A 13,012-nucleotide genomic window follows, 5' to 3' on the forward strand; every position below is an offset into this window, starting at 1 on the left:
GCTGGTCTCTGATTTTGGCATGAGCAATTACCTGGACTTTCCCAGCTATGAGGAATTGGTGGAGATGTATCAGGCTAACTTGACCAACAATGATCGGCTCTATGATTCAAGAAACGACCGTCAGCTAACTCACGACAGCAAGCATATACCTAAACGCAGACGACCAACCACGACCAGCCTCAAAGAGAAAATAGCAGGGCTTAATCTTCTTATCGAGCTAGATATCACCAACCAATCTTACCAGGAAGTCAAAGATGAGTTAATCAATGAGATAGTCCAGCTGGATTTGACCATCACGGAGTTGCAGGACAAGGTCGCCAATCTTAACAAGATAGCAGAAGTTCTTCTTAATCTCAATAACTCCGACCCAGAAAATAGACGACTGGCTAGATACGACTATGCAAAGATGAATTTGACGTCAGCGATAAGAATAGAAAACGTTCAGCTGGAACTCTATGATTGCACCAAACAATTAGATGATTATATTTCAATTTATGAATATTCTATCCGTAATTTGGAAGAATTTCATAAACTTTTATTTGATTACAGTTCAGGAGTAGATAGTCTACATAGTATTGAATTAGATTAGATGGTTATTCTTTACCTAGCCACTCAATCCCTTCTCTGTTCGCGGCATCTAACAGTTGATGATCAGGCAATTTATCGGAGATGATTGTTTTGTATTGTCCTAAATTATTGATTTTGAAGAAACCAGATTGATAAAATTTAGAATGGTCAATCAAAAGAATAGTTTCCTTGGCTCTATCAATAATGCTTTTCTTAGCAAGGGCTTGACTAAAGGATACTTCATAAACAAACTCCTCATCAATTCCTCTAGCCGAACAGAAAGCTAAATCAATTCTAAAGTGATCGAGAATAGAATTTTCTATATTGTGATTAACAACAGAAGCAGAATGGTGTTTGACTTCTCCACCAGTAATGAAAATCTTCATTGTTGGGTTTGCAACAGTTGATAAAGCGTGAGCTGTGTTTAGACCGTTGGTAAATACAATCAGATTATCAATCTCTTTCAGATAGGCACAGAGTTCAAATACAGTTGTACTGGAATCAAGATATATACACATACCAGGTCCAATAAAATCTTTAGCCAAAGAAGCTATAACTTTCTTTTCTTGTCTATGCTCTGTTTCACGCATACTGTGAGAAAGCTCAACAGTATTAAAGCTGTTCAGAACAACTTCTCCGTGTCGCCGTTTTAGGAATCCTTGCTCTTCTAGTAAAAGAAGATCTCTTCTTAATGTGGACGTACTTGAGTAAGTTAATTGTTCTAGTTCTTTAACCGCGATTCTCCTTCTTTTCTGCAAGATAGAAGTAATTTCATTTAATCGTGTATCTCTAGACATGATATTCCTCCTCTTCTATCGTATCATTTTTTGAACAATTATGAATTAAAAAAACATGATTTTTGAATATTTGCCAATATTTTGTTCAAGTATTGAAAAAATAATTCAGAGCATATATAATCGAATTATGAAAACGGTTTATCGGAGGTTCTTATGAAGTCAGTTTTAGCCATAGATTTAGGTGCTACTTCTGGTAGAGCTATTCTATACTACATTTTAGATGATAAACTTCAGTCTGAGGAAATTAGTCGTTTTGAAAATCGGCCAATCAAAGAAAGAGGTTTTCTATGCTGGGATGTAGAATTACTGTTTTCATATATACTGGAAGCGATTCGACTAGCAAATCAGAAATCTGACTTGCAGTCAGTCGGCATTGATACATGGGGTGTTGATTTCGCCTTAATAGATGGCAAAGGGCAATTGATTTCTTCTCCAGTTCACTACAGAGATAGTCGAACGAAAGGAGTGTTAGAGGAAGTTGCACAATGTTCATCCCTTTCTGAACTGTATTATAAAACAGGTAACCAATTGATGGAAATCAACACCCTGTTTCAATTGCTGAGAACAAAGTCTAAAAGCCCGGATACATACTTTAAAGCTGAGACTTTGCTGATGATTCCAGATTTTCTTAATTACCGACTAACCGGAAAAAAGATTGTAGAGAGAAGTATTGCTTCTACCATGCAAATGGTTAATCCTTTTACCAAGATATGGAATCAAGAAATTTTAGAAATGTTTGAAATTCCTAAGCGTCTGCTTCCAGATATAGTTGATGAAGGAACCATTCTTGGAACTGTACTTGAAAAATATCATGTTGGTACTCCTAAAGTCATTACAGTTTGTGAGCATGATACAGCGAGTGCAATTGTTGCTATTCCAGCAGATGATGAACGAACACTATTCATTTCATCAGGAACATGGTCACTGATAGGGACAGAATTGCCCTTCCCGATAATTAACGAACATTCACTCAGTCATAATTTTACAAATGAAGCAGGGCATAGTGATACGACGACTTTCCTTAAGAACTGTACGGGTCTTTGGATAGTGGAGGAACTGAGAAGGAATTTTGAACTTTTAGACAAGCATTATAGTTTCGATGATATTACCGATATGGTTATGAGGGTAAGAGATACAGTTGCAATTATTGATACAGATAGTCCTGAATTTGCAGAACCTGGTCATATGATTGAGAAAATACAATCTTATGCTGAGAGAACTTCTCAATCAGTTCCTATCACAGTAGGAGAATTGTTCAAGGTTGCTTATACCAGCTTATCACACAAGTATAAGGAAGTGATTGACCAACTAGAGGTGATGTTGGGATATCAATTTGATCATATCCACCTTATTGGAGGAGGTTCAAAATCAAGATACTTCTCTCAACTAATAGCAGATGTCACTCAAAAAGTAGTAATAACAGGACTGAGTGAAGCAACCTCAATAGGAAATGCTCTGGTACAATTTGTAGCTTTAGGAGAGCTTGATTCTATCAAAGAAGCAAGAAATCTTGTAAAGAATTCTATTCAATTCGAACATTATTATCCAAATAAGGAGGCGGATGATGGCTCATTATCCTAAAATTGGTATTCGTCCAACCATTGATGGACGACAAGGTGGTGTACGTGAATCCTTAGAAGAAAAGACCATGCAAATGGCCTTGGCTGCAAAGGAACTCATTGAATCAAATCTCCGCTATGCCGATGGAACACCTGTTCAATGTGTAGTAGCAAGTCGAACAATAGGTGGACAAGGGGATGCGGGTGTTGTATACGATGAATTTTCAACGCAAAATGTGGTTGGAACCTTATCTGTAACACCTAGCTGGTGCTATGGTACTGAAACAATGGATATGGATCCAAAAACCATTAAAGCTATTTGGGGCTTTAATGGAACTGAGAGACCAGGTGCTGTTTATTTAGCGGCAGCAATGAGTGGTTATGCTCAAAAAGGTTATCCTGCCTTTAAAATCTACGGTCACGATGTTCAGGACCTTGATGATAATAGCATTCCAGCAGATGTGGCAGAAAAAATCTTACTTTTTGCCAAGGGAGTTGTTGCAGCAGGTCAAATGAAGGGCAAATCCTATGTGAATATCGGTGCCTCTTCGATGGGGATTGCAGGTTCACAGGTAACAACCTCTTTCTTTGAAGATTATCTGGGAATGATGGTTGAATTTGTTGATATGACTGAAATTCTTCGTCGTATCCAATTAGAAATCTACGATAAAGCAGAATATGAGAAAGTACTTGCTTGGATTAAAGAATACTGTAAAGAAGGTATTGATATTAACGAAGGCAAGGAATTCCCTGAAGTGATTACCAAGTCAAAAGTTATTCCAGCTGATAAAGATTGGGAGTTTATCGCTAAACAAACCTTGATTATCAGAGATATTTTGTTTGGTAATCCAGCTTTAGCAGATATTGGCTGGGAAGAAGAAGCACGTGGTCGCAATGCTATTTCGGGTGGTTTCCAAGGACAACGTCAATGGACAGATTGGTTGCCAAATGGTGACTTTGCAGAAGCGATTCTTGCTTCAACATTTGACTGGAATGGTCCAAGACCTGTAACAGCCTTTGCGACAGAAAATGATACTTTAAATGCTGCGGCTATGTTATTTGGAACGTTATTAACCAATAAAGCACCAATATTCTCTGATGTAAGGACTTATTGGAGCCCAGAAGCAGTTAAGAGAGTGACAGGCAAAGAACTCGAAGGTCGTGCTAAGGACGGTATTCTGCACTTGATTAACTCAGGAGCTTCAGCTTTAGATGGTAGTGCAGCTTCTCGTGATGAGAATGGTCAACCGACCATGAAGGAATTTTGGAATATGACACCAGAAGATGTAGAGGCCTGTTTGCAAGCGACAGACTGGTGTCGAGCCAATTACGAGTATTTCCGTGGTGGAGGTTACTCTTCTCACTTTAAGACAGAAGGTGAGTTACCAATCACCTTGATTCGAGTAAATCTAGTGAAAGGTGTCGGACCAAGTCTACAAATTGCAGAAGGTTATACTTGTCCGTTAGATGATGAGGTTCATCGTATCCTTGATGAGCGAACAGATAAGACATGGCCAACAACTTGGTTTGCTCCTAATCTTGGAGAGCCAGGATTTGAAACAGTATATGATGTGATGAACCATTGGGGTTCAAACCACGGAGCCTTTGTGCATGGGCATATTGGTGACCAGGTTATTACACTAGCAAGTATACTTCGTATTCCTGTAGCGTTACATAACGTTTCAAAAGAAAGGATTTTCCGCCCAAGTATCTTTGATGGTGTTGGCACAAAAGATTTAGAGGCGGCAGATTTCAAAATGTGTGAAGTTTTAGGCCCATTATATAGTAAATAAAGAGGTAATGAATATGTTGATGGAAAATGAACGAAAGGAAATTATTAAGTACGGTAAAAAATTAGTAACAGAAGGATTAACAAAAGGGACAGGTGGTAATCTCAGTGTCTTTGATAGAGATAAAAAGCTTATGGCGATTACACCATCGGGTATTGATTTTTTTGAAATCAAAGAAGAAGATATTGTCATTTTAGACTTTGATGGAAATGTGGTTGAAGGAGATAGACTACCGTCTAGTGAGTGGTTTATGCACCTCATTCAGTATCAAAAACGAGACGATATTGATGCTGTTATTCATGCTCATACCACTTATGGAACAGTTTTAGCCTGTTTACGTGAACCCCTGCCAGCAAGCCATTACATGATTGCGGTGGCAGGTAAAGACGTTAGAGTTGCAGATTATGCCACTTACGGTACGAAAGAATTGGCTGAAAATGCTGCTAAAGCAATGGAAAATCGCAGAGCGGTATTTCTTGCTAATCATGGGATTTTAGCAGGAGCTCAAGATTTGTTGAATGCTTTCAACATTATCGAGGAAATTGAATATTGTTCTAAAGTTTATTGTGTCGCAAAAAGTTTTGGGGAGCCAGTAATCCTACCAGATGAAGAGATGGAATTGATGGCTGAAAAATTCAAAACTTATGGTCAACGAAAATAAAAAACTAAAAAAATCCAAATTGGAGGAGAAAATCATGAAAAAACGTCTTTTGACTTCAGCATTTATCTGCTTGACAGCTTCAGCTTTCTTGGCAGCTTGTGGTAATGGCTCATCTGATAATAAGTCAGCTAGTGGTGGTGATGATAAGGTTTTAGAATTTTATCATGGCTATCATCATAGTGAAGAAGAGTGGCCAGCAGCTCAAGTAATGCGTGATCTGTATGAATCTTTTTCCAAAGAGCATGCTACTGGAGATGTTGAGTTCAAAGCTATTCCTGTAACAGGTGCATTAACAGACACAATGAGCAACAAGGTGGCAAGTGGTGAATTCCCAGATATGATTGACTTGGCTGGTAATGATGTTTCGCTTGCAGCAATTGAACAAAGTCTTGTTCTTGATTTGAAACCATATATTGATGAAAATGGTCTACAAAAGAATGTTGGTTTGAACTATACTCAAAACGATGTTAATGGAAAAATTTATACTGTTCATGATCAGCTTTTGACACTTGGCTTATGGTATAACGCTGATGTCTTTAGCAAGGCAGGAGCTAAGACCCCAGACAAGTGGGAGAAATGGAGTGACTTTACAGAGGCTATGGCTCTTGTTCGTAAACAAGAAGGTGTTTATGGATTTGGTGCGGGAGAACCTGCAATTCGTCTCTTTAACACTGTTTTGGGTTCATCAGAGGCAGGTCGTAAGCTTTTAGAAGGTCCGCTAACGGTAGAAGGTATCGAATCTAAAGAATTTGCTGAAGCCTTGAAACTGGTTATGACTGAAGTACAAGCTAATGGTTCTGCCAACGCTGGTGGTGACGCCAATGTTTATTCAACAGACTTTACAGAAAATAAATCAGGTGTATTCTTCAATGGTGTGTGGGCAGCTGGTGGTTTGAAAGACAATGCAGCCTTGAAACCAAGTCTCTATGCAGGAAATGTTGCAATCAGTTCTGCTGGTGGTGGTATTACCATTTCAAGCAAGCTTTCTGATGAAGAAGAAAAACTAGCTCTTGAATTTGTTAAGTACATGACTAGCGATGATGTTCAAAAAACAATCTTTGAAAAAGTTGGATCCAACCCTGCAAGCCAAGCTATTGATACGGCTGAAATTGCGTCTGGTTCATCTGATGCAACTGTTAAACTGCTCGGTGAAGCTACATCACAAGCGAATAATGCAAAAGTTATCGTACCAACGGTTGTATCTGCTTGGGGTGGAGATGTTCGTACAGCAATTATCAATGCATTGACTGAAAGTGCAGCTGACGGTGTCAATATTGACCAAAAAGTAAAAGATACTCAAGACATTTTGAAAGCCCTCATCGGGTAAGTAACAAAGGGCTAGGGAATACAAAGGATTTTCCCTAGCCCTTATTTATTAAGAAGGTAAGAACGATTATGACAAAACAAAATACGATGAAGACGAGGAAGACACAGCGACAACGGTTCATTTTCCTTTTCTTATTACCGACGTTAGCTTGTTTTTTCCTGTTTTATTTCTACTCAGTTGTGACAATTTTTGCAACTTCCTTTACCAAATGGGATTACACAAACCTAACAAATCCAGAGTTCTTAGGTTTTGACAACCTCTTTGCCAACTATAAATATATATTTATAGAGTATCCGTTTTTTAAAGAAGCTCTCCGTAACTCTATCGTATGGGCAATTATTGGTGTTGTTGTACAGGTACCTCTTGCTTTAACGGTAGCAATTGCTTTATCTAAAAAATTACCTGGATGGAAGGTATCACGCAATCTTTATATTATACCAAGCATTATTTCTAGTGCTGCAATGGGTTTGATTTTCCTTCAAATTTATAATCCGAACTATGGTGTTGTTAATCAAATTATTCGCTTGTTCAATCCTAATTTTACAGATGCAGTTTTGTTGACACCTGGATTAAATATTATTGCGATGACTTGTGCTTATATTTTCTTTGCTGGAACATCAACAATTATGATTCTAGGTCAAATTTTTGCTATTCCACAAGAAATTCAAGAAGCTGCAATACTGGATGGTATTTCAGGATGGAGAAGAGAGTGGTATATTACTATTCCAATGATTAAAGAAACTATTAAAACAGTATCTGTCATGGCTGCTACATCTGGTTTCTTACTATACAATGAAGTATTCTTCTTAACAAATGGTGCAGCAGGTACGAAAAGTATTAGTTTTATCATTCGTGAATTAGCAGTATCAAGTTCTAGGACACAATATGCTCGTGCTAACACGATTGGTGTCATTCAGATTTTAGGTGGTATGTTGATTATTCTTTGTATCAACCTGATTTATAGTGAGCGTAAATCTCGGAAAGGATAAGTTATGGATAGCAAGATTAATGGATTATCAAAAACAGGCAAGTTGATTATTTATATTTATATGGCTATTACCTGTGTTTTATCAGTTTTTCCGATATTATGGATATTCTTATCTTCGATGAAAGCTGATCCGATGAAAAATCCAGGAATTAGTCTCCCAACGGACTGGAGTTTTGAAGGTTACATTAAGGTTTTCACAGAATTACATGTACTAGATTACTTTTGGAATAGTTTCAAAGTAGTCTCTCTCTCTGTGCTAATTAGCATTATTATGATTTCCATGTCATCGTATGTTATTGCTCGTATGGAGTTTCGTGGTAAAAAGATTATTACTGCAATGCTTTATTCAACATTGTTTATCCCAGCAACAGCTATGACATTCCCTGTCTATCGTCTAGTTAATACTCTAGGAATTTATAATACTCCAGTAGCCTTGATTTTTGTCTATTCATGTAGTGGTATTGCAATGAGTTTCTTTATTATTAAAAACTATTTTGCAATTATTCCAAAGGAATTAGAAGAGGCGGCTGAAATTGATGGGGCTAGTTATGCTCAGACCTTTTGGAAAATCATGTTGCCGATTGCAAGACCTGGTATTTTAACTGCTGCAGTACTGGCATTCATTAATAACTGGAATGAATATTATTGGGCTTCAATGCTAATCATTAATAAAGATGAGTTAACAGTCCCTGCCTTACTTGGTCAGTTTACGACCAGTTTCAACACCAATTATAATGGATTGTTCTCAGCAATTGTTGTGATTATCTTACCGCCAATTTTACTTTTTGCATTTGCAAGTAAATACTTTATTGAAGCATTAGGAGGAGGGGCAGTTAAGGGATAATGGAAAATACACTAGAAATCATTAATCAACGGACAGAGTGGTTCCGAGAAGCACGTTTTGGTATGTTCATTCATTGGGGGCTTTATTCAATACCAGGACAAGGAGAATGGATTCGTAGCCACCAAAAATTATCAATTGAAGATTATCAGCCTTATTTTGAGACGTTCAATCCGACAAAATATAACCCAAGAGATTGGGCAAAGGCTGCAAAACGGGCAGGTATGAAGTATGTTGTACTCACTGCTAAACATCATGATGGCTTTTGTTTATTTGATTCAGCTTTTACAGATTATAAGTCAACGAATACACCAATTGGTCGAGACTTGGTAAAAGAGTTTGTAGAAGCAGTTCGGGAAGAGGGATTAAAGGTTGGTCTATATTTCAGTTTGATTGACTGGTATCATAAAGATTTCCCTAAATTTGGCGATCTTAATCACCCAATGAGGGATAATCCTGCTTTCAAAGATGAGGTGATTGATTTTGATAATTACCTTACTTTTATGCATAACCAGGTAGAAGAAATTGTCACAAAATATGGGAAGTTAGATATTTTATGGTTCGACTACTCTTATGAAGAAATGTTTGGTGAAAAATGGCGTGCTACCGAATTGATAAAAATGGTTCGGAAACATCAACCAGATGTTATTGTTGATAATCGTTTAGAAACTTCGGGAGAAGGATTCGGTAGTATTGTTACAGATCATATTAATCTGTATTCAGGAGATTTTGTAAGTCCAGAACAAATTGTACCTCATGAAGGGATACGTAATCACAAAGGTGAGTTTATTCCTTGGGAACTATGTCTAACAATGAACAATAACTGGGCCTATAATCCAACAGATAAGTTATACAAACCCTCTAAAGTTTTAATTAGAAAATTGGTTGAGTGTGTAAGTAAAAATGGCAATATGATTTTGAATGTTGGTCCAGATGCTTTAGGGGTCATAAATGAGGAAAGTATGAGTATTCTGGCTGACTTCTCTAGCTGGATGAATAAGAACAGTGAGTCCATCTATGGTAATGGTTATGCAGCATTACCTAAGCCAGAGTGGGGGTATTACACCCAAAAAGGGAATGTTATTTATGCCCATGTTTTAGAGCAGCCGATTGGTCCGCTTGCTTTAATTGGTTTATCTGAAGATAAGATTAAGCGGATGAGTTTTGTTCACGATGGAAGTGAAGTAAAAATTTCAAAAAGCTGGACAACTAACGCCTATGAAGGAATTTGTTTTGCTCAGTATGGAGAAGTTCCGCATTTTACCTACCCGTTACCGTGCACTGTTGACAGTGTTATTAAGATTGAATTGAAAGGAACTGACAATGAAGATTGAGAATCAGCAACTAGCACGTTACTTCAAATTAGTGGATGGTCAATTTTATACAACTCATGTCTTAAACAAGCATACCGAAATTCCTGTAGCTAATAAAAGTGAAGAAGAATTTCGTTTGGTTTCTTGCGATGGAACATATTACTCTTCTAAAGATTTTTCTGCACACGTTGTAGAAGAAACGGCCAATAGGTTATTAATTCACTTTAGCAATAAAGATATTAAGCTAAATATTCTTTATTCAGCTAGGGAGGATGTCATTTCTAAGCAGGTTACATTGTTCAAAACACTAAAAGAAATAAACTACATTGATGTGGAAGTCTTTGAATTTTCTGATTTAGAAGGTATTTATTATCCTAAGAAACAAGAAGATATTAAAGAGATGGCTGGCTTCCCTGGATACTATGTTGAACTTGGGCAACCAATTTATGCCAAAAGTTTCTTTTTAGGTATGGAGTTCCCAATGGGTGAGAACCGTATAGATGGGACTTCTTATTTTTCAAGATATTATATTGGACATCAGTTAGCACATGAAAAAGAGATTTGGCCATGTGTTATGGGAGCAGCAAAAAATCCTGATAAAATTTCGATTCAAAAAGCCTTCTTCCTTTATATTGAAGGTATCGCACAGCCAAGTTATTTCCGAAAGCAATACAATTCATGGTATGACCACATGACGGAAATTGATGAAAAGATTATTTTAGATAGCTTTTCTGAGATTTATCATGGCTTTGAAGACAATGGCGTGCATTTAGATGCTTATGTCGTAGATGATGGTTGGTGTGATTATCGGAGTGTTTGGGAGTTTAATGAAAAATTCCCAAGTGAGCTAAAAAATATAAAATCACTTGTCAATCGTTTGGGATCTAGCTTGGGACTTTGGATTGGACCAAGGGGCGGATATAATGGTACAGAGGTTACCATGAGTGACTGGTTGTTAGAGCATCCAGAATTGGGTAGTAAAAATAAATTGTCTAATGATGTGAACCTTGCAGATTTTAACTACCTTAATCGAATGAAATCCAAGATGTTGGAATATCAGAAAGCTTACGATATCAGTTATTGGAAAATTGATGGTTGGCTATTAAAACCTGATACTAAAGACTGTAGTGGTGACTTTGCCATGCATACAATGACACCTGTTTACGAATTCTTGATTCAACTCTTGACGGAGTTACGTGAGGAGCGTGGTGATAGAGATTGTTGGTTAAATTTAACCTCCTATGTGAATCCAAGTCCTTGGTTTTTACAATGGGTTAATAGTTTGTGGATTCAGATTTCTCAAGATGTTGGTTTCACAGAGAATGCGGGTAATGATATTAATAGGATGATCACTTATCGTGATATTCAGTACAAAGAATTTTTAGAAAAGCGTGATATTCAATTGCCACTTTGGTCTCTCTATAATCATGAACCAGTATATGCTTCAACTGCACATACTTGGTATATGGATCATCAAATGTATGCGACTGTTGAAGAATTTGAAGACTATCTAATGTTTATTGCCACACGAGGAAATGCTTTCTGGGAGTTTCATTATTCGTATAGTATGTTTGATGACGAGCGTTGGAAAGCTAATGCACGTGCTATAAAATGGATTGAAAGTAACTATTCTGTTTTGAAACATAGCAGACGAATAGGCGGAGACCCTGAGAAATTTGAAATCTATGGTTATCACTGTCAGCAGCCAGATACAGAAAAGGAAGTTGTATCATTAAGAAATCCATCCAGTGATGCACAGGTCATTGAATTAGATGCAAAACATTACCAAATAGTGAGAACATCAAAAGAGATTAGTGTTGAAGACAATCGGATTTATATGCCTCCGTATTCAATTATTTTGATGGAAAAATAGATTTTTATAATTAAAGGAATCTTAAACATGACAACGTTGAAATTAAATAGCTTATATAAGAAGTATCCTAATAGTGATTTCTACTCCGTAGAAGATTTTAACCTTGATATTAAGGATAAAGAGTTTATTGTCTTTGTAGGTCCTTCAGGATGTGGTAAGTCAACTACTCTACGTATGATTGCTGGTCTTGAGGATATTACTGAAGGTGAGTTCTATATTGATAATGAGCTTATGAATGATGTAGCTCCAAAAGACCGAGACATTGCAATGGTCTTCCAGAACTACGCTCTCTACCCCCATATGACGGTTTATGACAATATGGCATTTGGTCTCAAGTTGCGTAAGTATGACAAGGCGGACATTGACCGTCGAGTGCGTGAAGCAGCGGAAATCTTGGCTCTGACCGACTTCTTGCAACGTAAACCAGCTGATTTGTCAGGTGGTCAACGTCAACGGGTTGCTATGGGACGTGCTATCGTTCGTGATGCCAAAGTGTTCCTAATGGATGAGCCGCTTTCTAACTTGGATGCTAAACTTCGGGTATCCATGCGTGCGGAAATTGCAAAAATTCACCGCCGTATCGGGGCAACGACCATCTATGTTACTCATGATCAGACAGAGGCCATGACCTTGGCTGATCGCATCGTTATCATGTCAGCGACTAAGAATGCTGCTGGTACGGGAACTATTGGCCGGATTGAACAAGTTGGTACACCACAAGAGCTCTACAACGAACCAGCTAACAAGTTTGTTGCAGGCTTTATCGGTAGCCCAGCTATGAACTTTATCGAGGTGATACTCGACGGTGACCGTTTGACAGATGGCAGAGGGTTCGACATTGCCATTCCACAAGGCAAGCGTAAGTTGCTAGATGAACTGGGTTATCAAGGTAAGAAATTGACCTTTGGTATTCGTCCAGAAGATATTTCGTCCGACTTAATTAGTCAGGAAAGTTACTCAGAAGCTAAGATTAGAGCAGAAGTGGTTATTTCCGAACTTCTCGGTAGCGATTCTATTCTTTATTGTAAACTAGGCGAGCAGGAGTTCTCAGCTCGAGTGTCAGCGACAGATTATTTAGCACCAGGTTCAACCGTTGATTTAGCAATAAATGTATCTAAAGGTCATTTCTTTGATATTGAAACGGGTAAGAGGATTTAATATTTTTAATTTAGTTACACAATCTTAAACTATTTCCACATATACTCAGATAGACTTATTTTAGAAATTTTGTTGTCCAAAATTTAGTAAGATAACCATTGGATAGTTTATTGGAGTGTGATGTTGAATGGAAGGAGG

At 37.6% G+C, this 13,012-nt stretch carries 11 protein-coding genes; 10 read left to right on the forward strand and 1 reads right to left on the reverse strand.

Annotated elements, in window-relative coordinates; all coding sequences use genetic code 11:
• Window positions 1-589 (forward strand): helical hairpin domain-containing protein (locus tag ACERC5_RS04245; protein ID WP_373660216.1); only part of this gene is annotated, 589 nt, incomplete at its 5' end.
• A 4-nt stretch (window positions 590-593) separates the two neighbouring features.
• Here ACERC5_RS04245 and ACERC5_RS04250 read toward each other — a convergent pair.
• The gene (locus ACERC5_RS04250; RefSeq protein ID WP_373660217.1) at window positions 594-1,364 is read right to left on the reverse strand and encodes a DeoR/GlpR family DNA-binding transcription regulator; all 771 of its coding nucleotides are present in this window, start codon (window positions 1,362-1,364) and stop codon (window positions 594-596) included.
• A gap of 153 nt (window positions 1,365-1,517) precedes the next feature.
• Here ACERC5_RS04250 and ACERC5_RS04255 point away from each other — a divergent pair, with 153 nt between their 5' ends.
• From ACERC5_RS04255 to ACERC5_RS04295, 9 genes are all read left to right on the forward strand, one after another.
• Window positions 1,518-2,945: a rhamnulokinase family protein gene (locus tag ACERC5_RS04255; RefSeq protein ID WP_373660218.1), complete on the forward strand. Its 1,428-nt coding sequence runs from the start codon at window positions 1,518-1,520 to the stop codon at window positions 2,943-2,945.
• On the forward strand, window positions 2,929-4,716 hold the full coding sequence (locus ACERC5_RS04260; protein ID WP_373660219.1) for an L-fucose isomerase: 1,788 nt from the start codon (window positions 2,929-2,931) through the stop codon (window positions 4,714-4,716). Before ACERC5_RS04255 ends, ACERC5_RS04260 begins: the two co-directional genes overlap by 17 nt.
• Before the next feature lie 13 nt (window positions 4,717-4,729).
• Window positions 4,730-5,374: an L-fuculose-phosphate aldolase gene (locus tag ACERC5_RS04265; RefSeq protein WP_373660220.1), complete on the forward strand. Its 645-nt coding sequence runs from the start codon at window positions 4,730-4,732 to the stop codon at window positions 5,372-5,374.
• Window positions 5,375-5,408: 34 nt separating this feature from the next.
• Entirely contained in the window at window positions 5,409-6,701 is a 1,293-nt protein-coding gene (locus tag ACERC5_RS04270; protein ID WP_373660221.1) for an ABC transporter substrate-binding protein, read from the forward strand.
• A gap of 68 nt (window positions 6,702-6,769) precedes the next feature.
• Window positions 6,770-7,690 carry a carbohydrate ABC transporter permease gene (locus ACERC5_RS04275; RefSeq protein ID WP_373660222.1) on the forward strand — a complete coding sequence of 307 codons (921 nt, stop codon included), beginning with the start codon at window positions 6,770-6,772 and terminating at the stop codon, window positions 7,688-7,690.
• 3 nt (window positions 7,691-7,693) lie between these two features.
• Window positions 7,694-8,533 (forward strand): carbohydrate ABC transporter permease, encoded by an 840-nt coding sequence (locus ACERC5_RS04280; RefSeq protein WP_373660223.1) that lies wholly within the window; start codon window positions 7,694-7,696, stop codon window positions 8,531-8,533.
• A complete protein-coding gene (locus tag ACERC5_RS04285) occupies window positions 8,533-9,864 on the forward strand; it encodes an alpha-L-fucosidase (protein WP_373660224.1) in 1,332 nt (443 codons plus the stop codon). Before ACERC5_RS04280 ends, ACERC5_RS04285 begins: the two co-directional genes overlap by 1 nt.
• The gene (locus ACERC5_RS04290; protein WP_373660225.1) at window positions 9,854-11,716 is read left to right on the forward strand and encodes an alpha-N-acetylgalactosaminidase; all 1,863 of its coding nucleotides are present in this window, start codon (window positions 9,854-9,856) and stop codon (window positions 11,714-11,716) included. Before ACERC5_RS04285 ends, ACERC5_RS04290 begins: the two co-directional genes overlap by 11 nt.
• A 27-nt stretch (window positions 11,717-11,743) precedes the next feature.
• On the forward strand, window positions 11,744-12,874 hold the full coding sequence (locus ACERC5_RS04295) for an ABC transporter ATP-binding protein (protein ID WP_373660226.1): 1,131 nt from the start codon (window positions 11,744-11,746) through the stop codon (window positions 12,872-12,874).
• The last annotated feature ends 138 nt before the right edge of the window (window positions 12,875-13,012 follow it).

Origin of the sequence: Streptococcus sp. E24BD, assembly GCF_041807825.1 — a bacterium.
Lineage (GTDB): Bacteria > Bacillota > Bacilli > Lactobacillales > Streptococcaceae > Streptococcus > Streptococcus entericus.